The sequence below is a fragment of the Sphingobium sp. SA916 genome (assembly GCF_002894065.1).
Classification (GTDB): domain Bacteria; phylum Pseudomonadota; class Alphaproteobacteria; order Sphingomonadales; family Sphingomonadaceae; genus Sphingobium; species Sphingobium fuliginis.
Genome location: NZ_LXYF01000002.1, coordinates 1 through 22,824 on the forward strand (window position 1 = coordinate 1; position 22,824 = coordinate 22,824).

Consider the following 22,824-nt stretch of genomic DNA (forward strand, 5'->3'; position numbering starts at 1 on the left):
TCGGCGCCGATTTTTTCAAGGAGGATTTGGGCTTCATCTTCGTTCCTTCGTCACTACGACGAAGCCCAAATCCTCCTTAAATCACAACCTCAATCTGTGCCATTGGCGCTGACGGCGGACAGATCCTTGATTCCGCCGATATAATTGCCGAATATCCCCAGGCTGAAACCGCCATGAGACCAGTCCGCGCCCCCTCGCGCGCGCCAATGCGGCGGGAAAAACAAGGTGCCGGCCGTATCGACCGCGGCGGATACGGGAGTGACTTTCCGGCGGCTCTCGAGATAGGTCAGATTTCCCGTCAGATGGATCATATCCCCAGCGGCCAATCTGACAGAATAGCTTATGTCGAGATCGATCCCTTTCGCTGTCTGCTGGGCGATATTGACGTATCGGCTGTCGACGATAGCCGCCACATTGTCGATATTGAAAGGCGCGTCGGTGAGGTTCGTAAGACCTGTGGGAGATCCCGATATGAAAGCTTCGATGAGTGCCTCGGTGGGACTAAGGTTGACCAGGGACTGATAGGCGGGGTTGGACAATAGACCGGTCGTCGAGGCGATCGGCGTGGCGATCCTGTTCTTGTAACGGATGTGGAAGAGGCTTGTGCTCATCTTAAGCCCAGGCAGCGCGGCCGGATGTATCTCAAACGTCGCGGCCATTGTGGTGGCCCGCTCGGGCCTGAGATCAGCATTGCCACCAGAGATGTAGAGCGCCGTAGCTGAAGCGGGGTAGGCACTGCCGCCAAAATCACTGATCGGCACCAACTGCGCCGTATAATCGAGAAACTGTTGGTAGAGCGTCGGTGTCTTGAACGAGCGGCCCCATGAAAATTTGAGATTGATATCTTTCGACGGGGCGTAGACGAGTCCCAATTTGGGCGTCGTGACATGCCCCATTCCGCCCGAATAGCTTTCATAGCGCGCTGCGGCGCTGAGAGACAGCGCATGAATGAAATCAATGTCCTGCTCTGGCGCCACGATCGGAATGGCGGCTTCGCCAAAGAGGTAATAGCTGCTGCGATTTTTTGAAAATTGTACCGTAGGCGTTGTCCCGGTCGCTCTTTCCGTCTGGAGATCGGCGATCAGCCTGTTCGATCGGTAGCCGCCACCGAGGGCGAGTCGCAAGTCGCCAGCCGGCAGATCGACGAGTGCGCCCTCCAGGTTCATCTCCAATATGCGGGACTTGTTGGTATAGCTGCCGACCGAGGCGAAATTCAGCAGACCTGCTGTGTAGAGGCGCGAGTTGATTTCAAGCTTGTCCTGTGCTGCGGTACCCATGAATGTGGCGAGCCAGTCGGCGGGCAGCTTCCATTCTATTTTTGGGGATATTGACCAGGATTGGTTCCGCGGTGTCCGGCGATATCCTCGATCCCGATAATCGTTGCTGATAAGCGGCTGAATGGTGATGGAATGACGATTGCTGAAAAGCGCGTCGGTGCTGATGGTGAGGTGGTCGGTGGGTTCCCAATATCCGGTCGCCACTATGCTATGCTGTCTCATGGCCGGGAGAATGGTCGTGTTGGGAAAGGCGTTGTTGGTGAATGAACGGTCGCCGGCCTTTATGGCCGTGCTGCGGTCATAGCTATAGGTGAACATGAAGCCGAGATTGCGTCCGGTCTTTCCCGCCACCACGCTATATTGCTGCTGCTCGTCGCCGCCATCGGTTGCCGCGCCCAATCGGGCGGATGCCTCCATTCCATCATAGCTGCGCTTGAGGATGATATTGGCGACGCCAGCGACCGCGTCCGAACCGTAAACGGCAGAAGCACCATCGGTGATGATTTCCACGCGATCGACCGCGCCCAGGGGAATGGAGGAAATATCGATGGCCTGCGCCACGCCATTATAGGCGATGCGTCGGCCATTCAGTAGTGTCAGCGTGGCATCGGGACCAAGTCCGCGAAGATTGAGGCTGGAAGCGGAGCTTACATTCTCGTTACTGATACCTCCCACGCCGACCGTGACCCCGGGATTTTGCCCGCCGGCAAAGCTTTGAGGCAGGCTGCGGGCGAAATCGCCGAGATTGGAAAGTCCGGCTGTGCGAATATCATCCTGTGTCCTGGTCATCACGGGCGACGCGCTTGCGCCACCGCGAATGCGCGACCCGGTGACGATGATATTATTTTCCGCCGTGCCGTTTATCGCCTCCCGCGATGGTTCGCCTCGCCCCCGAACGAAGATCGAACCGTTGCGGACTTCCGCTATGAGGTCGCTGCCCTCGACAAGGAGGCTGACAGCCTCGCTGACTGTATAGGCGCCCTTGAGGGCTTTTGCCTGCTTGCCCCGAAGTGCTCTTGAATCCGCTATCAGTTGATAGCCGTCCTTGCGGGCAACGGCACGAAGCGCATATTTCAGATCCTGCGCCGGAAGATCATAGGATCGCTTTTCGCTGTCCTGAGCCAGGACATGCGGACTTATCGCGACCAGGGCGGTCGCTGCGCCAATCAGAAATCCCGTCTTGCCGAAACCCATGATGCTTCCCCCATCATTTTCGCTGCGCCCTTCTTGGACAGGGCAAACGGGAAAAGACGGGGGAAGGAAAAGTTGAAGCTGGCTTGGCTAAAATTTATTTGGTGATGATCAATTTTCCTGGATGGGAACGATCGATCCTCGCCTCCAGGAATGCGGCAATTGCCTCCGCCACGGCGTCAATGTCGCGGATGTGAACCGAGCCGAATATCTCCCGGCTGCCAAGCCCTGGATCAGCGAGCACGATCTGCGTCGTGCTGTAACTGTTGGCTTCGGCGATTACCTCGCTGATCGGAACATCATCTAGATCTTTCACGCCGCTGACCCATTGCTCGTCGGTAGGTTTTGCGGACATGACAGAAGGCGACATGGCTTGTCCATCAAGGAAGGCTAATTGCTCCCCGGGATGGAGACGAAAGAGTCGCTCGGAGCGAGCACTGGAACGCCATCCATGCACCTTCACGTCGGCGCTTCCTTCAAGGAGATGAATGGCGATACGATGGCCATAGGTCACATCGAATATCGTGCCGGGGGACAGGATTTCATTCTGGCCGAAGCGCACGATGAACGGTCGCGCGGCATCATGCGCGATCCTGAACCTTGCCCGCCCGCGTTCCAGGCTTACAACACGTTGCTCCGCCGAGAGATCGACATTGATGCTCGTTCCGGTGTCGAGGATGAGCGTCGATCCATCCTCCAGCCGGACTTCGCGTACTTCGCCGATCCTCGTTGCGAGCTTGCCGCCGCCCAGAGCATCCGTGCGCGCGAATGGGGCGTAGAAGAACATCATGACCAGGGCGGCGGTGATCAGGGTCATGACGGTTGCCGCGGCAAGCGCAGGCCGCCATCCTGGCATTTGCGCGACGCCCTTCTCGACATGCATGGGCGCAACGGCCGCGGCGCCGGCTGCGACGCCGACGCTGGCCGACAATTTTTCATAGAAATGTTGACGGCCATCCTTGGCTGCCATCCACCGGCGGAGACCCGCGCGATGCCTGTCAGGGTCGCATTGCATTTTCATAAGCCATCGCGAAGCGGCACGGCGATCCCACCATGAGAGTTTATTCATGATCGCCTCCCATATTGGCGGCGATATGCCGGATGGCCTTCAACATATGCTTTTGCACCCTCCACAAGGGGAGCCTCAGATCAGTCGCTATCTCCCGATAGCTATAGCCTTCGACACGATTGAGAAGGAAAATTTCCAGGGTGCGCGGCGGCAGTTGCCGCAAGATCGCTCGCCAGCGCTGGATCTCCTGCCGCGCCTCGACTTCACGATGCGGGTCGATGTCGTTGGATTTGTGCAATCCTTCGTCGAGGGATACCGACAGCTGCGACAGGCGCGTCGATCCCCGTTCGGCGCGATCCCGCAGCATGTTCGTGGCGATGCGGGTGATATAGGCCCGCGGGGTTACCACCGCGACCGGAGGCGTGGCGCCCAGGAACCTAGTCATTACTTCCTGCGCCATATCGTCAGCATCCGAGCGATTTCCCAGCTTTTGCAGGAAATAGCGAAGGAGACGGGGCTTTTCCCGCCGGTACACGTCTGCAAAATCATGGGTGGGAGGGGCTGCGCTATTTGCGTCGTCATCGTCGAGGGACGCGCGTCGTTGGGGAGAGACGCTCATGACGGCATTCTCATCATATGCGCACCGCATCGCAGGAATGGCTTCCCGCAGCGGTCGTCGTGAAAGGGAAATATTCCCGGATTAGACCGGTCCCGCGCCGGTCGTGATTGGCCCTGGCTCATTCGTCGCACCTATGTCCACTCGGGGCGACGGCCTAAGCCGGATGTTGGAAACCTGTCTGGAACAGGCGCATGCGCCTTTACCGTTGCCGGTTGGACATGCGCGCATGCCACCCGGCCCCAGAAATCTGTGACCGAGCAATCCAGAAGGGTTTCCACGCCCCACTTCCGTTCTTTTCCCGGAAGCGGGCCTAGTTTGCGCGATTAACGCCTTGAAGCAAGCTCGAATTTGTCGGGTGGTGTATAATACACCATTTCTGCTCACGGTGGCTAGCGCAGCGCCGCTAAGCCTGTTTTTCGCCAGTACCGTGAGTATGAGTGATGTCATTCCAAACGGGATCAGTCCGGCCGCTCGGCAACGCGCCGTTCATCGCCGTTAAATGCCGAAATTTACCATTCCCGATCCGGAAATTCGTCTGCGATCCCGCATTCCAAAATAATAGATACACACCGTGTATCTTTCATGGTAGGGAGAGGTTTAAAGGATCAAGGGCATGCCACGTACCACCGCCTCCTCGGAAACGCCACTTCAGGCCGTCAATCTGCGTGTTCGAAAGGACACGCAGTCCCTGATCGATCGGGCGGCAAACATGCTTGGCCGCACGCGCTCCGACTTCATGATTGCTGCGTCCAGGAAGGCTGCCGAGGATGCCATCCTCGACCAACGTGTCATTTCTGTATCGTCCGAAGCCTATGGCGAGTTTTTGGCCATGCTCGACCGCCCCGCGCAAGCGAATGAGCAGCTTCGCAAAACCATGCAGACGCCCGCGCCCTGGGAGTCCCAGTGACGCTCATCGCTCCGGTGCCGCTCGATGACGGTCATCTGCTTGACGAATTCACCTCCGGCACGGCTTCGCTTGACGATTGGCTAAGGCGCCGCGCGCGTGCCAATCATGAAAGCGGAGCCAGCAGAACTTTCGTCCTGTGCGATGACGCGCGCGTCATCGCCTATTATTCGCTGGCCTCCAGTTCGATCGCCTGTGCGGAGGCCGTAGGCCGCTTCCGCCGAAATATGCCAGATCCCATTCCGGTTATAACTCTGGCTCGTTTGGCGATCGACCAGTCCATACACGGCAAAGGTTTTGGAAGGGCTCTCATCCGCGACGCCGGCCGCCGGGTGATTGCCGCCGCTGACCTTGTCGGCGTCCGTGGCATGATCGTCCATGCAATCAGTGATGACGCGAAGCAATTTTACTTGGCGTGCGGTTTCCTGCAATCACCCACCAACGAGATGACGCTCATGATCCCGCTTTCCGATTTGAAAGCGGCTGCCTGATCGTTCCCAACCATGCACGATATTTGCGGTTCATGGAATTGGATCATTGAAGACCGATACTCTCAGACTTCCTCGCTGGGGTCCTGGATTTCGAGATGGATTCGCCATCCCTCAAAGGTCATGAGCATGCGACCAAATTGCTCCCAACTCACCTCCCGCCCATCGATGATCAGCACCGGCATATAATCGGCGGATTCTGGGTCGCAAGTGAGTTGGCCTCGGACGGTCGTTCCCGAAATGGACAAACCCAGATCGCCTTCGACCAGGTAGGTCGTGGCAAGATCATGCCGCATCCGTTCGAGCAGGCGCGTCATGAGATCAAGCGGATCGGCGTCTGCGGCGCCATGCACCTGGAATTCGTAGCCTTCCCGTCTTCCGCCTTTGACTTCGACAGCCTCAAGCGACAGCATCATGCCAAGGAGCCGCAGCACAAAATGGAACCGATGCCCGGCCCCGTTCGCATCGAGCAATTCCATTGGCAGGAAGGCGATATGGGTGAAGGTCAGCCCGTTCCGGCGGGCGACCTCCTCGTGCAGCGGCTGCAAAGATCCCGGTAACCGGCCTCGAGGCTCCCGAAATGCGTTATTTCGAAGTCTGGAACGCCGCTATGGCATTCGTCGCATGATATGCGCGGCATCATTCTCCGCTCAACTCCTGCCTGTCTCATCTGGATGGGTATCGCGGGTCCAGGTCAAGCCAACATCGTCGCACCATCGGCACATGGCCGCTTCGACCGCGCGTTCTTCATAGGCATACCATCTTTCAAGCACGGCCTTCGCCTCGAGCAGATTTTTGAAACGCCTGTAGGCGCCTTTCCGGCTGAAAATGTCCCGTACGTCCATCTGTGCTTCTGGCAGTTCCTCGGCGGCGAATGCGAGCGCCAGCTTTTTCCCAAGGTCGAGGTCGCGTCGATGGGGCACCAGGATATAGCCTGCGGCCTCCGGATCGTCAGGCAACTCCGCCGCATCGTCCATGTCGACGCTGTCGGCCAGAAAAAGGATGCGGCCCGATTGCCTGCAAATATAGGCGTGATGTTCGTCATATTGGGAAGTGCTGACAAATTCGAGCGCGTCGATGAGATCGCTCAGCAGAATAGGCACTGTCTGACGATTTTCCGGTGTCATGTGCACGACTCGCCAATCAAAGACCGAGAACATTTTATCTTCGGGAAATGTTGGCACATCGTGGCGAACGAAACGAGCTCAAACAAGATTGAAGGGCGCGCTGTATGGAACTGCGTCCGGCGCCAATTCCTCCGTTCTTCGACATGCCGTGGACGGCATTCACTCGGGAAACAGCACGCTTCGTAGCCTCTCTACGAGGGCGTGGCGCCGTTCGGGGGAGAGTTTGCCGAGATTGTGCATTTTCCACTTCACTGCGGGCAGAGTCGATGCGTTGGGCACGTCCAGTAACGACCAATCCGGTTCCCCCTGTTTGAAGCCGATCAGGAAATGCCGGTGCGCATCTGGCATGGCCGCGATCATCGTGCCGATCATCGCCTCGCGCGCCTCGATGAGGGCGTCGAGGGCTATCGGTTCGCGCGTCATACCATCGAAGCCGCGCGCGAATTCCTCTTCGAGCGGTTTCCGTGTAGGGGCGAGGATCTCCGACAGGGGGCGATCATGGCTGATGGTGTAGACGATGAATGCGCGGCGTAGCGCATCGTCGACGCCGCTGCCCGCGAGTAGTTCGCGGACATCGAACAGGTCGCGGGGGTGTTGGCGGTCCAGCGCCGCGACGAGTTTTCCTGCATAGAGATCGGCGAGGGAGACGACTTGCATGCGCGCAAAGCCGAAGGCATCCTCGACGGGAGAGGTGACGGAGGTTTCGGTGGGGTCATAGACCGTACCGCGCAGGACGGGTGTCACCTCGATCTTGATCTGTGCGTTGTCCAGCCGGACGACCAGTTTGGTGATCACATTTTCTGCGCGCAGTCGGCTCGGTGTCACGTGAGCGCCCCGGATGCCCTTTTCGATGCGATCGGCGATACGTGCCATGGCCGTGTCGATCTCCGCGAGCGACGTGGCCCGGTCGGCTATCGGCAGATATGCAAGGTCGATATCCACTGAGAGGCGAGGCAAGTCTTTTACGAACAGGTTGATCGCCGTGCCGCCCTTGAGCGCAAAATCATTTTCAGTCGCAACGAACGGGATCGCGCGCACGAGCAGGGCGACCTGATCGCGATATTGGTCAAGATAGGCCATCAAGGTCTCCCGGAACGGTGATGAGATAGGTCGGATCAAGCTTGCCGCCCTTGACCAGCAAGCGTTTGCCGGAACCCAAATCGACGGCCTTCTTGTCGAGGCCATCCAGCCATGCATGGCGGTGACGGTCGGCAAAGAAAAAGAACAGGCGCTTTACCTTGACGCTCCGGCAGCTTTCGAGAAGCGGCTGCAGGTGGCGAGGGCTAAGGTTGGTGAGCCCCTCCATCAGCATATCGACCTGATGGAAGCTTTCGTGGGTGGGTAACTCGTCGAGCAATTCGAGTATGGCGCGCTCCCGCGAGGACAGGCGCAGCGGCCATTGCATTGTGCCAGCGGTTGCCATGAAGCCGCCGGGCAGCAGCGAATCCGTGTTTTCAGGGGGCGCCGAAGCCGGCGCCAGTTCGGGACTATCCGGGAAAAGGCGGCGGCTGTTATGCCAGCGAAACAGGATGTCGAGCGGCAGTGCCTCAAGCCAGCCCGGAGCCTTTCGCGGACCATAGAGATGCACTTCGCGCCGTTCACCCAGATAGTGGGCATAGCCCTGCTCCTCGAGCGCGGTGCGGCCGCCCACAGTCAGAGGGTAATCCATGAACGATTGGAGGGATGTGACGACCTGTTGCCAGGTGGGCTGGCCGGAAGCTCGGCGATAAACGCGCGGCGCGGGTTGATGCAGCCAGCCCCGTTTGACGTATTGGCTACGCAGCGATGACGAATAGCCATGGCGTTCAAGCCACGCGGCATCAACCAGCACGCTTTCGGGAAGCTGCTGTAGACGGTTTAGCTTTCTTTCGGAAGAATAAGCCATACTTGGTATTTTGGAATATTTTTAAACCGAAGTCTAGTTTGAAAATCATTCATTTTAGAAAGTTTAACTTAGCAAAATATGGATATATCAAACTGCGATTACACACCCGCTCCCATGTGCCTGTCATCCCGGGGCGGCCGCAACGAGCGTCGATGATACCCGACCATGTGAAGCGGTTGGAGAATTGCTACTCCATGGTGAGCAACTCGGTGGATTACGAGGCTAAGTCGTGCTCCCGGACCGCGGCTTCCACCATCGCTGCCAAAACCTCTTCGGCTCGCGCGCGCAGGCTGTTGTCCTTTGCGCCAAGATCGTGCCGAATCCATTCGGGCGCCCGCTGCAGCACTGTCAGCACAATTTTTGCCAGCTCTTCGTTCATCGCCACCGCTATGCTTCGGGAAACCGGGAGGGGCAAGAGCCGATCCTGATGTAATCCCGAGTTGACTGTCTCTGGCCGTTCGTTGAATTCGTCCCCTTTCCATGCAATATCATCTCCATTAAACGAGGTGATCCTATGGTATGGCCGACAACCGGCAATTCTATCGACCTGAATGAAGCGCTTCGCGCGCGCATCATGGCGAGCGCCGAACGTTTGCTGAAGGTTATGCCGGTCGCCGCCAAGAAGATCGCCATCGAAAGCGTCGATCTGCCCGAATTCATCCTCAACCTGGCGCGAGGCATTCCCGCCACCCAGGTCGATAACCCGGACATTGTCGAGGAACTCGGCCGGACAATCACTTTCAAGCGGCAGATGATGGAGGCGGCTGGACAGGCCCTCAGCGCGGAGTCGGTCCGCAAGCTGCTCGGCCACAAGACCGTCCAGGCGGTTTACAAGGCTGCGCGCGAGCGCCGCCTGCTCATGCTGGACGACGGGGGTGTGAAGCTGTTCTCGAGCTTTCAATTCGACGGCAACAGCGTTCGGCCCGCCATCCCACAGCTTCTTGCTGCAGCGCCCCGATCAAGTGGATGGGCGATCCTCCAGTTTCTGGTTGGGGGAGAACCGGCATTCGACGGCAGGCGCCGGATCGACCTGATCAGAGGCAAGCCCGAGGAAATCGACCGCGTGGTTCGTTTCGCCCGCACGCTCGACGACTGAGCCATGGCGAAAACGTGCATGCCGCAACTCACTATTGCGGCCAACAAAAATCCTTCACCGCGTTCATGGCGCTTTTGGTCGGACGGGCTGACCGGACCGGGCCGCTCCGCCATGTCATAAGGGCGAGGTGTGACAGATGCCGATCAGCCGGTCGAGCAGGCTGTTCATCTTATCAACGCCACCTTCCGTCATCTCGACGCCGATGCAGCGGCGATCGCGGTCAGACAACTCCCGCATGAGCAGGCCCTGCCGCTCCATTTCCACAACCCTGCGCTGCGCCGTCGACGGCGAAACATGCGCGACCATATACAGGGACCAAAGATAGACGCCTCGATTTTCGTGCCGCGCGAGATACAGATCGAGGAGCATGTCCCAGATCGGGCTGGGACAAAATTCATAGCCGAGCGCGTCGCCAACGGCATTCCGCATATCGATAAGCCTGCGGCACATCGCCGTTCTGCGGTTTATTGGCATCATCTGCGTCATTTGCGCACTCCCTTCCCGTGGAAGCTGAATTCCCATTTCATGACGAATTGTTGGTGCGTGCTGATGGTGCCGCGTGGGGCTGGGGCGATACCCAGCCAGGGCGCCGGAACCTACATCAGACCAGCTTTACGAAAGCTCACATATCCATCTCGGCAGATCACCAGATGGTCATGAACCGTGACGGCGAGCGGTTGCGCCGCGGCCATCATCTGTTGCGTTAAATTCCGGTCGGCCCGTGACGGCTCAGCGGTTCCGGCTGGGTGATTGTGCACCAGGATGATGGCCGTGGCGCCAATTTCGAGGCAGCGCTTCATCACCTCTCGCGGATAGAGATGGACTCGGGACACGGTTCCAATTCCCAGTATCTCATCCGCCAGCAACTCATTGGCTGCGTTCAGAAATATGACCCGAAACTGTTCGATCGGTTCGAACGCCATGGCCATGCGGAGATAATCGAGCAGCGCCCTCTCATTCGACATGACGCGCCTTTGTTGGATTCGACCGTGCAGGATTTGGTTCATGGCCTTTCGCAGGCATTGAATGGTCCGTTCCACCTCGGGCACGCCATCCAGGATTGCGGTTCTGTCTGCCGTGCGCGCTGCTACTGCGTCGCCCAGCGAACCGAAGCGATCCACCAGCCGATTGGACAGTTCATTCGCGCGACCCGGGCAGGTAAGCCTGATCAGCTCTTCCAGGGTTTGTCGACATTCCGCTGTCTCATGCGTTTTCCGTGCCGCCATGTCCCCACCACCAAAAATAATTGCGCGAACCAGCTCCAGAAGCCGACCGCATCGATATAGGCCTTGGGAACGATGTTCGGCATCGCTCCCCGCACGGCATGAACAATCACTTCCGCCAGCAGCAATCCCGCGATTCCGAGCGGCCAGAATCTCGTGCTTCGGACTGAAAGCCATAGAAAAATGCCCAGCATTGCAAAGTCTGTCAAAAGCAGACCCGGCTCAATGTGACGAAACCGCCCGCCAAACGGATCAACGACGATCACGGATAGGCAGGCGCCGCCGAAGAGGGTGGCCGCCCCGATCCTTTCGGGTCGGCCGCCCCTCATCATTGCATAGAGGCAGCTCAGGATCAGCAGCAGTAGAAATCCAGATTGTCGTGTCATAACAGTATGAAAAGCACATAACTGCTTCCACCCGTCAACCGCTGCCGCCCGCTGGGATCATGCCGCCCGCAGATGGCGACCCTCTGGGGGCTGCTGCTTGTGCTCGGCCTTGAACAGGTCGCCATAGCCCACCTCTGCTAGCCCGACATCGTCGTTGGTCTGTTTGAGATTGGCGTGGGTCGTGATGATCTCCTGCCGCGTCTGGGCGATCAGCATGACAGCCGATGCCGAACTGACGAGCGCATTCTGGCCGATGGCTGCTGCAAAGCGGGCATCCAGCCTGGCAATCGGCAGGGCGGCGTTGAGCTCTGCAATCCTGGCTGCCGCGATGTCGATGGCCTCTTCGGCGGCAAAGAGTTTTCCGGCCACGGATTTGGCGATGGTTTGACGTTGTGAGCGCATGATTTCTCCTTCCCGCGTCCGGACGGAGCGGGTCGTTGCATTTGACGATGTGGAAAAGGCTGCCTTAAGTATATGCGCTATTGAGCGCTGTAAGCAGCGAAGCGGCCGACCCTGCCATGACAAGAGCGAGGACGGCAACGGCCGCAATGACGGCCAGGGTCAATAATAGCTTCAGGTCATTATCTTGCCTCCCGCTTGTGCGGAGCATCAAAATGTTCCGACGGGCCAGACGGCGGAGGAAGCTGGACAAAGCATCCTGTTCCAACGCCGGTGGCTCTGCATGTGGAATCTGTGCATCCGCTTGGACATCAGCGGGTTCATCTGGTCCGAAATCATCGCGCTGCGGAAGGTATAATTTTTGGGGGTATAAAGAATGTACCCCTTCTTCGGCCGCTTTCTTGGCCGCCTCCATGGCAGCTTCCCAGGCAATCACAATGCGTCCCGCTTCAGCTTTTGAATATTGGCCGCCCAGGCGCGTGCGTCCTGTGAAGATCGCCTTGGTGACCATGTTTTGGCTAGTGCCGACCTGCTTGGCGATTTGCTTCGCGCTAAATCCATGCCCGGACCTTTTAAGCACTTCGCGCTCAAGGTTGTTAAAGCGTTCGAGTTGCTCTCGATGAGGCTCCCAGTCGATCGCGTCAGGGTCGAGCGGCATGTTCGTCACTACCTCCACATCCTGACCGTCTCGAATTCGCCCCGGACATCCATGCGCGGTCGGTGTCGCATGGCTGCAGTGTCATGAAACTGAAACACAAAAGCAACGGAGAATGGGCGCAGAACGGGCCTGCCAAATTCTTCCGCCATGGTGTGGGATACGCGAGGCCGATGGCCGACATGATCTAGGAATCTGGATACCGCCCAGCCATGGGAAGGAAAGGGGGAGGGGGAGTGATGCGGCCATTGGGTTGCACTCGTTCCTTCAACTCGGAGATTCCCATGAGATGGTGGCTGGGTTTTCAGGCATTGCGTGGTCTGATGTCGGTCCGTCCCTGGCGTCGCGGCTCTGGTAGCGACGCTGCGGTAGCGCGGGCGATCAGGGTCTATCTTGCAACCGCCGCAAGTCACAATCGGCATGATCAAAATGGGCCGCGATCGGTGCTGACGGATCCCTGTGACCGAGTCTGCGCCCACGATCCCGAAGACCTTCCATTCGTTAGGAGCGACCCAATGTGTCGGAGGGTGAAGGAAGAAACCGGATTAGAACGGCCTTTGGACCCAGTGCTGAAGTCGGCGGTTGATGCCATGCCTCCGCTGACTGCGGCGATACTCGCTCTTCGGGTGCATCATGGCATGGGAGTCGATGCAATCACCGAGCGATTTGCGATCCCTCGCTGGAAAATACGCATGCACCTGCGGCGTGCGATCCGCACCGTTGCGCAGTCGTCTGCGCATGAGGGCATGGATTTTCCCGGCTGACCTGTGATGGTTTCGCTGCTGGACGCGCAAGGGCGCAGGATCGTCGAGAAGCTGGGTGGAATATGGACACCACAAGGTGGAATGTGCCGCTGCCCCGCACATGATGACCATACGCCCAGCCTATCCGTGCGGGTCGGCGAGAGAGCGCTTCTGTTCAAATGATTCGCTGGCTGCGACACGAGAGACGTGCTGCGGATCGTCCGGGCTATTGATCGCGGCACCCTACAATCGATAGCCATCCCTTCGCCGACCCGGTCGCGGCCCTCATCCTGGAATCTGCAGCGCGCGCATGATCTCTGGCAGTCCAGCATGCCCCTCGCTGGAACGATCGGGGAAAATTATCTCCGCAGCCGCGCAATCCAGGCGGCTCCCTGCTCCCTGCGGTTCCATCCCCGAACACCCCTCGGCAGGGAACAATCATGCACATTCAGGCCGGCTATCATCACAGCCCTGCACGACCGCAGCCGCTTCGTTGCCGTCCACCGGACTTTCCTCGACCCGCATTCTGGCTGTCTCGCACCTGATCTGATCAATCCGCGGCAGATGCTAGGAGGACCGCGACAGGGGGCGGTCATGTTGGCTCCAGCGACGGATACGCTCGGCTTGGCAGAGGGCATCGAGACTGCAATCTCGGCCATGGCCCTGCTCGACATCCCCGTCTGGGCAACGCTGGGCAGCGAACGTCTCCATAATATCGCGCTGCCCTCTCGGGTGACGCGCCTCATCCTGCTTCCCGACAATGATCGGGCCGGGCAATTGAGCGCGGCCAAAGCCCTTATCGCCTATCAAGACCCTGGCCGAATGGTATAGACGATCTGGCCGCCCATGGGCATGAACGACTGGAACGATGTCCACAAGATGGAAGGGAAGTGGGGGAGGTACTGGTGGCGAGAGGGGGCCTGATGGTCAGGTTCCCTCGCCAGGAGAACTATTCCATGAACCAGCTTCCTATACTCGTTCCCGCAGCGAACCTTACCAAATCGCCGTCTAACGTCCGCAAGGCCAGCGACCCCGTCGCCGATGCTCAGCTCGAAGCCAATATCGCTGCCAAGGGCATAAGGCAGAATCTCATCGGCCTGCCCGTCTCCCGCAAGAAGGGCCATTACCGCATCGCTGCGGGCGGCCGACGCCTCGACGCAGTCCATCGCCTGATCGAAAAGGGCATCTTCGCGGCGGATTATCAGGTTCCCGTCCTCGTCCTTCGCGAAGCCAAGGATGCGATCGCGACCAGCCTTGAAGAGAATTTCTTCAAGTTAAGCATGTCGCCTGCGGACACCTGCCAGGCCTTTCAGGATATCGTCCAGACCGAGGGCAAGACGCCGGCCGAGATCGCCAAACGGTTCGGGTTGACCGAGCGTTTCGTGCTTGGCCGGCTTCGCCTCGCTGATCTGGCGCCCTGCGTGTTTGACGCACTGCGCGATGGTGAAATCAGCATCGAGGTGGCCATGGCTTATGGCAGTAGCCCCGATCCCGCGCGCCAAGCGAACGTCTTCGAAGAGCTGGGCCAGGGCTATTACCGCGCCAATGTGAGCGAGATTCGGCGTCAGCTGGCACAGGGCAGCTATCGGGGCAGCGATCCCAAAGCCCTACTCGTCGGACGCGAGGCCTATCTCGCCGCTGGTGGCCGGATCGACAGCGATCTCTTCACCGACAACGCCACCGAGATGTGGATCGATGGCGATCTGCTCAGCCAAATTGCGAGTGACAAGTTGGCGCAGGCCGCCGAGGCGATCCAGGAACGGGAAGGCTTTGGAGAAATCCGCGTCGTGCCGACCACCCATATCGCTTATAGCGCCACCTGGGGTCTGAAGCCTGTCGATGGTGAGCAACCGCCGCTGACGCAGGAGCAGGAACAGCGTCTGGCCGACATCGAAACGGAACTTGAAGGCTTCGAAAATCCCGCCGACACCGACGAAAGCGAGGAAGAGGCCGAGGCACGTTATGATCGGCTGAATGCGGAATATGAGGCGATCCAGCAACGCGCGCCGATTCTGACCGAAGAACAGAAGGCCTCCGCTCTGGCCTATGTTGTGATCGGGCAGGACGGGCAGCCGCGCATCCATGAGCAGCTCTACATCGCCCCGTCGGCCGAGCCTGTCGATGAGGAGGAAGAGCCATCCGGCGAGGATGCGGAGGAAGAGGCCGCATCGGATGAAGAGGTTTCGGCCAAGCCTCGCATCAGCCAGCGTCTGGCCGAGGAACTGGCTGAGATGAAGGCCGAGCTGCTCCGTATCCATGTCGCCAGCGATCCCCGCTTCGCGCTCGATCTCGCCACCTTCTATATGGCTGACGCTGCGACCCGGAAATATCGGACCAGTGATCTTGCCACCGAGTTGCGTGCCAATGCGCCTTTTTCCCGGCTCACCGACTATAAGAGTGGGACATCGGCAGCCGAGGAGTGGATGAAGTGCGACGCCAGCCTTGATCGCAGCTGGACCGAACCTACCGATGAGCGGGAACGCTATGACGCCTTTTGCGCGCTTGCTGAGGAAGCCCGAGCCGCCTGGTTCGGCTGGTTGATTGCCCGTACGATGCAGGCCGTTCCTGCTGGTCAATCCGGGAGTCACTTTATCGATCACCTGGGTCAGAAACTGGAAATCGACGTCGCTTCATGGTGGCGGCCCACCGCGAACAACTATTTCGACCGGATCAGCAAGGCGTCGATCCTGTCGGAGTTCGAGGGGATTGGCGGGATTGAACTCAGCAGCCGTTACAGCGCCTCGAAAAAGCATGATCTCGCCTTGTCGGCCGAAAAGCTTTTCTCCGGCGCGCTGATCATCGAGGCTGACCTCAAGGAAAAGGCGTTGGCCTGGCTGCCCGACGCAATGCGCTTCAGCCCGCCGGTTGAGCCGGATGAAGACGACATCGAACCGGGCGCAAGCGGTGAAGATATTGCCGCGGATGCGCAAGTGCTGCCCCCGGCTGAGAACGACGACATCGCCCAGGCAGCCTGACAGCCTGCATTGATCATCCTTGGGGCTGTCGCCTTGCGCTGCGGCCCCTTTTTGCATCCGCCCTGTCCGGTCGCATGTCCGGCGCAGGTGGATGCCGACCGACCGAACCAGTCCCCAGCCAGGAAAATTTCATGACCCTTCCACTCTTCGCGCCCGTCGAGGCGCCCGATGCAGATGTGCCTCAAAAGGTCCGGCAGCTATTCGACGTTGCCCAAGCCGTGTCCGCATTGCTGGCGGCCTCCCGGCCGCCCAGCCGTCAGACGCTCAAGCGGCTGATGACGCAAAGCTTTGGAACCAGCGATGCATGGGGCGACTGGTCGATGCGTGACGCCTATGACGCACTCGAAGCCGCTCAGGTCCTTTTCCTTCGCGAGAGCGGGGCCAGCGAAGCGGAAAGCCGGACGGCTGAAGCGCGATTTGACGATCTGCTGTTCCTCCAGGACCGGCTTCCGACCCACAGCTATCGGTCCGAACATCAGGTGGCGATGCAGCAGTTCAGCACGCCGCTTGCCCTCTCCTGGCTCGTCAACCAGGCGGCCCGGATCGGCACCGATGATCGCCTCCTGGAGCCTTCGGCCGGCACAGGCATGCTGCTGGCCCATTGCGGGGCGGCACCAGCGCAAATCACGCTCAACGAACGCGATCCGGCCCGCGCCGCGCTGCTCGCGCTTGTCATGGGGCAGGCAGTCACCACCCATGACGCTGAATTCATCCATGACCATTTGCCGGTGGACATCAGTCCCTCCGTCATCCTCATCAATCCGCCTTTCAGCCGCAGCGAGGGCAGGGGCCGGGACCGACATGGCGGCGCCCGCCATCTGCGTTCGGCACTATTGCGCCTGGCGCCAGGTGGACGCTGCGTTGCGATCATGCCTTCAACCTTTGCCGCCGATGGCAGCGGCGCGGCGGCTTATGCTTCGGTGGCAGAGGTAGTGCCGCCCCGCGCCGAGATCACGATATTGGGATCGCCCTATGCCAAACACGGGACGAGCATCGCCGTCCGCCTGCTCCTGTTCGACAAGGGTTGGACGGGGTCTGCAACCTGTCATTGCGCGCCCGATATCCGCGCGGCGCTGGCCCCTGTCCTGGCACTGCCGCCAAGGCTGGACGGCTCTTCACTACCTGAACCATCCGCGCCCGTGGCAAGATTCCGGCCTCGGCCGCCACGCGGCGCTGCCCCGTCGCCGCTTTTCAGTGCGCTTGCATCGCCGCGCCTTGCTCCACCGGCGCGATGGCCTGACGAGAAGGATGATCCGGAACCCTTAGATTATCAGATCCTGGACGAGCCCGTGCCGCCCGGTGAGCCGGTTGGGCTCTATACGCCCTGGCGGCTTGCCCGGATGACAATTGAGGGGGCAACGCGGCATCCCGACCAGCTTGTCGAATCCATGGCCATGGCGTCGGTCCTGCCGCCCGCGCCGAACTGGCGGCCGATGCTTCAGCGCAGCGCCCGGACGCAGCTGTCCGAGGCGCAGCTCGAAACAATCATCCACGCCGGTGAAGCTTTTGCGAGGGACCTGCCTGGCACATTCACCCCAAATAGCGCCGGCGACCAGCTTCATGAGGATGCGCAGGGGCGGTTCTACCGCTCCGGCTATTTCATCGGCGACGGTACGGGCGTCGGCAAGGGCCGGGAGGGTGCCGGCTGCATCCTCGACCAGTGGAACAGGGGCAATCGCCGCGCCATCTGGATATCGCGGAGCGCAGCCCTGCTCGAGGATGCGCGCCGGGACTGGAGCGCCCTTGGCGGCCTTCCCATCGATATCCAGCCCCTGGACGCTTTCCCCATCGGGCAGCCGATCAGCATGGCTTCGGGCATTCTCTTCCTCACCTATGCAACGTTGCGCTCCGCGCGCCATGAGACCGCCACCCGCCTGCAACAGATCCTTCAATGGACCGGATCGGATTTCGAGGGGGTCATCCTGTTCGATGAGTCCCACGCCATGGGCAATGCCGCCGGGACCGAAAATGATTTCGGGACCGCAAAGGGCTCGGACCAGGGCCTGGCTGGCGTCCGGCTCCAAAATGCGCTCCCCCGCGCACGCATCGCCTATGTCTCGGCGACCGGCGCCACCAAGCCTGAAAATCTGAGCTATGCCTCGCGGCTTGGTCTGTGGGGACCGGGCACCGCCTTTACCGATCGCAATGCCTTCATGGCTGCCATGGACGACGGCGGCATTGCCGCCATGGAAATCGTGGCCCGCGACTTGAAAGCCATGGGGCATTATACCGCCCGGGCATTGAGTTTCGCCGGCGTCGAATATGAGCCGCTCGAACATAAGCTGACCGCAGATCAGATTGCGATCTACGACGCTTACGCGGATAGCTGGGCGATCGTCCATCGCGGACTCCAGAAAGTCCTGGAAGCCTCCAACATCGTCGACCGCATGTCGGGTGCGACCCTCAACGCCCAGGCCAAGGGGGCGGCGCTCAGCCGGTTTGAGAGCGCCAAGCAACGCTTCTTTTCGCAGCTGCTGATCTCCATGAAGATGCCCACGGCGATCAAGGCGTTCGAGGCCGAGATCGCCGCAGGGCACGCGGTCGTCGTCCAACTCGTCACCACTGCGGAAGCTATATTGGATCGTCGTCTTGCGGGCCTGTCGGCGGAAGAACGCGCTACGCTGGATCTGGATTTGTCACCGCTTCAGATCCTTATCGACTATCTCACATCCGCCTTCCCCACGCGCCAGATGCGGGTCTTCCGCGCGAGCGACGACAGCATGCGATCGGAGCCTATGGCCGATTCCGAGGGGCGGCCGGTTCACTGCCAGGAGGCGATCGCGGCGCGTGAAGCCCTGATCGAGGAACTATGCTCCCTGCCGGCTGTGCCCGCCGCGCTCGATGCCATGATCGCGCATTTCGGGACCAATATGGTCGCCGAGGTAACAGGCCGCTCACGACGCATAGTCATCGACAGCCATGGCCGCCAGAAGGTCGAGCGCCGCAGTGCCCGCGCCAATATTGCGGAAACGCGGGCTTTCATGGATGGGATCAAGTCGATCCTGGTCTTCAGCGACGCCGGGTCGACCGGCCGATCCTATCATGCCGATCTTGCCTGCAAGAGCGCGCACAAGCGCCGCATTCATTTCCTGCTCGAACCGGGCTGGCGCGCGGACGTTGCGATCCAGGGCCTGGGGCGCACGCACCGTACCAACCAGGCGTTTCCACCGGTGTTCCGGCCGGTGACGACCGACTGCAAAGGCGAGCGGCGTTTTATCAGCACGATTGCCCGGCGCCTCGACAGCCTGGGCGCTTTGACGCGCGGCCAGCGTCAGACCGGTGGACAAAATCTCTTCGATCCGGCCGACAATCTCGAAAGCGATTATGCGCGCGAAGCGCTGACGCAATGGTATCATCTGCTGGGCGCGGGAAAGCTCGCCAGTGTCACCCTCAACGACTTCATGGACATGACCGGTCTCAAGCTTGTCGACGATGGCGGCGCATTGCTCGAACGGCTCCCGCCGATCCAGCGCTGGCTTAATCGCATCCTGGCTCTGCGGATCGCGACCCAGAACGCCATCTTCGAAGAATATATGGGCCTCATCCAGGCCCGCGTGGACGCTGCGCGTGAGGCGGGCACCTTGGATCTTGGCGTCGAAACGATCCGTGCGGAGAAGATCGTCACCTTGTCGGATCAGGTCCTTCGGACCGATCCGGTGACGGGCGCGGAAACAAAGCTCATGCGCCTGGAACTCCATTTGCGTCCGCACGCGACCAGTTGGAACCGCCTCATGCATCTCTGGGAAGAGACCCGCGACATCGCCTTTCTGCGCAACGGTCGGTCCGGTCGCGTCGCCTTGCGCGTGCCATCCTGGTCGATCACGGACGAGGACGGGCGGCCCATTGCCATGTGCCAGCTGGTCCGGCCGACCGGTACATCACGCATGGAAATCGCAGCGCTTGGGCATAGCCACTGGACCGTGATCAGCCGCCCGACGTTCAAGGACCTCTGGGATGCTGAAGTCGCTGAGACCGAGGCACGGCTCGACGTGGAAACCATCAGCGTCGCTACCGGTCTGCTGTTACCTGTATGGCACAAATTGCCGCAAGACGACGTTCGTGTCTGGCGGATCGACGATGGCACGGGATTATCGGTGCTGGGCCGTATCATCAGGCCATCGGCCCTCGACAAGTTGCAATCGGCGTTTGGGCTTGAACGGGCCATGAAGCTGAGCGCTGAAGAATTGATTGCCGCGGCGCAAAATGGAGAGGGGGCTTTTGTCCCCGGCCTTGGCGGGGCGAGACTGATATCGTCGATCGTCAACGGCAGTCGCAGAATAGAGATACGGGACTTCCAGCCTCATGACAGGGAATGGCTGAAGGCGCGCGGCGCGTTCAGTGAAATCATCCAGTATAAGACGAGATTATTTCTGCCACCCGAGAAGGCGGAAACAATCCTCAACGCTATTATCGTTGAACGATCCTGACAGCCGCCGCTCGGATTTCATCCCGATCATGCCGCCTTCGACCCGTTGAAACAGCCGAAGGCGGCATTCAGCCTCATGCGGTTTCGGTTACTGCTGCCGCCGGTTCGCCGCTCGCCGATGATGTCGGCTCGTCCGAGGGAATCTTGATGCCAAGCTTTTTGCGCGCAGCTTTGGGTGCCGACTTGGTTGTGTCCGCCGCAGGCGTCGTCGCCTTGGCATCAGGGACTGCTTTGGCGGCAACCAGCTTCTTGCCAGTCTTCGCGGCGGCCGGGCTCGCCTTCGCCTTCACCTCTGGTTTTGCCGCCTTTTCAGGAGCCGCCTTTGCGGGCTTCGCTTGCGCCTTGGGCTTCGATGTCTTGGCGGGAGCCTTGCTGGAAGTCGAAGGCGCTACCACCTTCGGCGCTGCCTTGGCCGGAACCTTATCGCTGACTGTCACAACTGCCGGTGTCTTGGCGGGTTCGGCAGTGGCATTATTCTTCGCGGGCGCGGCGGCGGCCTTGGTGTCTGCCTTCTTGCTGGTGGCGGGCTTGGAAGCTGGCGCCGCTGCCTTTGCAGCCGGTGCGGCCTCCGCCACCTTGGCAGTGGCGGGGAGCCGGCCCAGGCCCAGCTTGTTCGCGACTTCACGGCGCTGATCGGAATAGCTCGGTGCAACGAGCGGATAGCTTTGGGGCAGACCATAGCGGGCACGATATTCGTCCGGCGTCAGACCATGGCTCGCGAGATGCCGCTTGAGGGTCTTGTATGGACGTCCGTCGATCAGGCTGATGATATGCTCGCGGGATGCAAGGCTTTTGCGAATGCTGACAGCCGGAACATATTGGGGCGCGTCCTCGACGACAGGCGCTGTATCAGTCATCAAGGCCGTCCGGGTCGCATGGATGAGACCAGCAAGTTCATCGCTGGAGACGCTGTTCTTCGAAACAAAAGCGCTCAGCAGTTGAACCGTCAAAGTCGTGTAGTCGGGCTGTTGGGTGTCGGCCATGAGGACATTTCCTGGAATATTGAGAATGGATTGACCCTGGAGTCGGATCAGTTGCGAAACGGTAAAACCATGCCGCGTTAAGTTCAATGAGTCAAAGGAAAGGCGATAGGGTGAGGTAATATCCGTCGCAATTGATCATCCCAAGTCGAACGGTGCAACAGCCCAGAAGGAAGAGCATCCTATCTGGATGCTACTAAGGAAAATCTGATCATGATCATTCCCCATATGCAGCAGCGGGCGATGGTTCGCTCCCGTGGAAATGGTGAACCCTTCTGTCTCATTGAGAATGCCGAGGGCGAAATCATCCTTCTTTCTGAAGTCGAAGTCATCGAGTGTGGGATGGCTTTTGTCGATGCCATAATCTGGACGACCGACTTCGCGGAGGATGAAGCTATCGATCCTGCGCTCCTCGCCTGAATATTGGCACCGACCCGACGTGCCTCCTCTGGCAATCTCACGAGTCAGCATCGGGGAACCTCGCCTGAGGAGGGAAGTGGGTGTGGCGACATTGTGCGGCGCGCGTGTCGCAAGGGTTTGCGCATCCGCCTGTCCGTCCCCTCAATCCGCAAAAGGAAGCGTCCATGTCCGTAGCGCCAAACATCCTCCCTGCGCCGATCCTTTCCTACAGTCAGACAGAACCCGACAGCCGGGGCAATTTCCATTATGAGGGCGATCTCTACCGGCAGGGTGAAGCGCTGCCGGCGCTGTGTCATCGTATCGAGCAGCATCTGTTGGGGCTGATTGCAGGCGCCCGCTTCTCGGTGAGCAGCCAGGTCTTCACCGGCGGTCGCAAGATCATCGTTGAGTTGCTCGATGCGCCGGCGGACCTCACCGACCCACCAGCGCGTCATGCTTTCATCGTGATGATCCGTGATCAGGTCGAGCGCTTCGGCTTCACCCGTTCCAACCTCCTTCAGGACTTTATGAGTTGCGCCTTCTATACCGATATCAGGATCGGCAGGGCCTATTGGGCGGCCCTGTCTGCCCGGCGTGGTGCTGCCAATCCCGTTGTCAGCCGCATCTCGCTTGCCGCCTTTCGCAAGCAACTCAAGGTCGGTGATCGCATGACGCTTCTGTACGGCCCAAAGGGGCATCGGGCGCTCGGCACGACGCGGACCGTCACAGCCATCAGATCGCGAGATTTCGTGTTCGAAGGCCGCACTTTCATGGACTTCCCTCGCGCCGGCGCCTTTGCCTGCGATGGCAGGCTTATCCGCATCGCAATTGGCTCTGAACATGAACCTGATGCCCATCTCCTGTATGAATGGCTCCCGACCGATCAGTGTCAAGCCGATGCGATCAGCATGCCCGAGCAACCGGGCGGACTGTAAGGCCGGGCAGGCCGGGCAGCGAGACAGGAACGGGAGGGAAGAGGGTGGGATGGATGCGGACCGGGTGTGGATGCGCCCGAGGTCCAACTCGAATGAGGAGATCATCC

At 59.9% G+C, this 22,824-nt stretch carries 23 protein-coding genes; 9 read left to right on the forward strand and 14 right to left on the reverse strand.

Annotated features, from left to right (window positions below; all coding sequences use genetic code 11):
- Nucleotides 1-89: 89 nt before the first annotated feature.
- From A8G00_RS01700 to A8G00_RS01710, 3 genes are all read right to left on the reverse strand, one after another.
- A complete protein-coding gene (locus A8G00_RS01700) occupies nt 90-2,471 on the reverse strand; it encodes a TonB-dependent receptor (RefSeq protein ID WP_102999814.1) in 2,382 nt (793 codons plus the stop codon).
- Nucleotides 2,472-2,565: 94 nt separating this feature from the next.
- Nucleotides 2,566-3,438 (reverse strand): FecR family protein, encoded by an 873-nt coding sequence (locus tag A8G00_RS01705; protein ID WP_066563242.1) that lies wholly within the window; start codon nt 3,436-3,438, stop codon nt 2,566-2,568.
- 91 nt (nt 3,439-3,529) lie between these two features.
- Nucleotides 3,530-4,096 carry an RNA polymerase sigma factor gene (locus A8G00_RS01710; protein WP_082749196.1) on the reverse strand — a complete coding sequence of 189 codons (567 nt, stop codon included), beginning with the start codon at nt 4,094-4,096 and terminating at the stop codon, nt 3,530-3,532.
- Nucleotides 4,097-4,709: 613 nt separating this feature from the next.
- Here A8G00_RS01710 and A8G00_RS01715 point away from each other — a divergent pair.
- Nucleotides 4,710-5,003: a DUF1778 domain-containing protein gene (locus A8G00_RS01715; protein ID WP_066563239.1), complete on the forward strand. Its 294-nt coding sequence runs from the start codon at nt 4,710-4,712 to the stop codon at nt 5,001-5,003.
- Nucleotides 5,000-5,491, forward strand: coding sequence for a GNAT family N-acetyltransferase (locus A8G00_RS01720; RefSeq protein ID WP_066563237.1), 492 nt, complete (start codon nt 5,000-5,002; stop codon nt 5,489-5,491). The genes A8G00_RS01715 and A8G00_RS01720 overlap by 4 nt, the downstream gene beginning before the upstream one ends.
- A gap of 62 nt (nt 5,492-5,553) precedes the next feature.
- Here the strand turns inward: A8G00_RS01720 and A8G00_RS01725 are convergent, their stop codons facing one another.
- From A8G00_RS01725 to A8G00_RS24940, 5 genes are all read right to left on the reverse strand, one after another.
- Nucleotides 5,554-6,036, reverse strand: a complete 483-nt coding sequence (locus A8G00_RS01725) for a hypothetical protein (RefSeq protein WP_066563235.1) — start codon at nt 6,034-6,036, stop codon at nt 5,554-5,556.
- A gap of 102 nt (nt 6,037-6,138) precedes the next feature.
- Complete coding sequence (locus tag A8G00_RS01730) at nt 6,139-6,648, reverse strand: UPF0158 family protein (RefSeq protein WP_066563229.1); 510 nt, start codon at nt 6,646-6,648, stop codon at nt 6,139-6,141.
- Nucleotides 6,649-6,774: 126 nt separating this feature from the next.
- A complete protein-coding gene (locus A8G00_RS01735) occupies nt 6,775-7,695 on the reverse strand; it encodes a nucleotidyl transferase AbiEii/AbiGii toxin family protein (RefSeq protein ID WP_066563225.1) in 921 nt (306 codons plus the stop codon).
- The gene (locus tag A8G00_RS01740; RefSeq protein WP_082749152.1) at nt 7,682-8,500 is read right to left on the reverse strand and encodes a type IV toxin-antitoxin system AbiEi family antitoxin; all 819 of its coding nucleotides are present in this window, start codon (nt 8,498-8,500) and stop codon (nt 7,682-7,684) included. Before A8G00_RS01740 ends, A8G00_RS01735 begins: the two co-directional genes overlap by 14 nt.
- Before the next feature lie 214 nt (nt 8,501-8,714).
- Complete coding sequence (locus A8G00_RS24940; RefSeq protein ID WP_169575789.1) at nt 8,715-8,879, reverse strand: DUF6771 family protein; 165 nt, start codon at nt 8,877-8,879, stop codon at nt 8,715-8,717.
- A 195-nt stretch (nt 8,880-9,074) separates the two neighbouring features.
- Here A8G00_RS24940 and A8G00_RS01745 point away from each other — a divergent pair, with 195 nt between their 5' ends.
- Nucleotides 9,075-9,596 (forward strand): hypothetical protein, encoded by a 522-nt coding sequence (locus tag A8G00_RS01745; RefSeq protein WP_082749195.1) that lies wholly within the window; start codon nt 9,075-9,077, stop codon nt 9,594-9,596.
- 114 nt (nt 9,597-9,710) lie between these two features.
- Here A8G00_RS01745 and A8G00_RS01750 read toward each other — a convergent pair whose 3' ends face one another.
- The 5 genes from A8G00_RS01750 to A8G00_RS01770 form a co-directional block, all read right to left on the reverse strand.
- Nucleotides 9,711-10,082 carry a MarR family transcriptional regulator gene (locus A8G00_RS01750; RefSeq protein WP_145907680.1) on the reverse strand — a complete coding sequence of 124 codons (372 nt, stop codon included), beginning with the start codon at nt 10,080-10,082 and terminating at the stop codon, nt 9,711-9,713.
- Nucleotides 10,083-10,192: 110 nt separating this feature from the next.
- On the reverse strand, nt 10,193-10,822 hold the full coding sequence (locus A8G00_RS01755; RefSeq protein WP_082749149.1) for a RadC family protein: 630 nt from the start codon (nt 10,820-10,822) through the stop codon (nt 10,193-10,195).
- Nucleotides 10,765-11,205, reverse strand: coding sequence for a hypothetical protein (locus A8G00_RS01760; protein ID WP_102999815.1), 441 nt, complete (start codon nt 11,203-11,205; stop codon nt 10,765-10,767). The genes A8G00_RS01755 and A8G00_RS01760 overlap by 58 nt, the downstream gene beginning before the upstream one ends.
- Nucleotides 11,206-11,262: 57 nt before the next feature.
- Nucleotides 11,263-11,607, reverse strand: coding sequence for a hypothetical protein (locus A8G00_RS01765; protein ID WP_066563214.1), 345 nt, complete (start codon nt 11,605-11,607; stop codon nt 11,263-11,265).
- A 64-nt stretch (nt 11,608-11,671) separates the two neighbouring features.
- On the reverse strand, nt 11,672-12,271 hold the full coding sequence (locus tag A8G00_RS01770; RefSeq protein WP_145907677.1) for a sigma-70 family RNA polymerase sigma factor: 600 nt from the start codon (nt 12,269-12,271) through the stop codon (nt 11,672-11,674).
- A 515-nt stretch (nt 12,272-12,786) separates the two neighbouring features.
- Between A8G00_RS01770 and A8G00_RS01775 the strand changes: the two genes are divergently transcribed.
- The 4 genes from A8G00_RS01775 to A8G00_RS01790 all read left to right on the forward strand — a co-directional run bounded on the left by A8G00_RS01775 (nt 12,787) and on the right by A8G00_RS01790 (nt 20,404).
- Nucleotides 12,787-13,023, forward strand: coding sequence for a sigma-70 family RNA polymerase sigma factor (locus A8G00_RS01775; RefSeq protein ID WP_145907674.1), 237 nt, complete (start codon nt 12,787-12,789; stop codon nt 13,021-13,023).
- 573 nt (nt 13,024-13,596) lie between these two features.
- A complete protein-coding gene (locus A8G00_RS25525) occupies nt 13,597-13,833 on the forward strand; it encodes a toprim domain-containing protein (protein WP_253257881.1) in 237 nt (78 codons plus the stop codon).
- A 125-nt stretch (nt 13,834-13,958) separates the two neighbouring features.
- Nucleotides 13,959-15,977 (forward strand): ParB/RepB/Spo0J family partition protein, encoded by a 2,019-nt coding sequence (locus tag A8G00_RS01785; protein WP_066563202.1) that lies wholly within the window; start codon nt 13,959-13,961, stop codon nt 15,975-15,977.
- A 131-nt stretch (nt 15,978-16,108) separates the two neighbouring features.
- The gene (locus tag A8G00_RS01790) at nt 16,109-20,404 is read left to right on the forward strand and encodes a strawberry notch-like NTP hydrolase domain-containing protein (RefSeq protein ID WP_240962261.1); all 4,296 of its coding nucleotides are present in this window, start codon (nt 16,109-16,111) and stop codon (nt 20,402-20,404) included.
- A gap of 73 nt (nt 20,405-20,477) precedes the next feature.
- On the opposite strand, the gene A8G00_RS01795 is transcribed toward A8G00_RS01790, so the two are convergent.
- Complete coding sequence (locus A8G00_RS01795) at nt 20,478-21,386, reverse strand: MucR family transcriptional regulator (RefSeq protein ID WP_082749147.1); 909 nt, start codon at nt 21,384-21,386, stop codon at nt 20,478-20,480.
- 210 nt (nt 21,387-21,596) lie between these two features.
- On the opposite strand from A8G00_RS01795, the gene A8G00_RS01800 reads away from it, so the two are divergent.
- Nucleotides 21,597-21,803 carry a hypothetical protein gene (locus tag A8G00_RS01800; protein WP_066563192.1) on the forward strand — a complete coding sequence of 69 codons (207 nt, stop codon included), beginning with the start codon at nt 21,597-21,599 and terminating at the stop codon, nt 21,801-21,803.
- A gap of 314 nt (nt 21,804-22,117) precedes the next feature.
- Nucleotides 22,118-22,717: a hypothetical protein gene (locus tag A8G00_RS01805; RefSeq protein ID WP_367379432.1), complete on the forward strand. Its 600-nt coding sequence runs from the start codon at nt 22,118-22,120 to the stop codon at nt 22,715-22,717.
- Nucleotides 22,718-22,824: the final 107 nt, after the last annotated feature.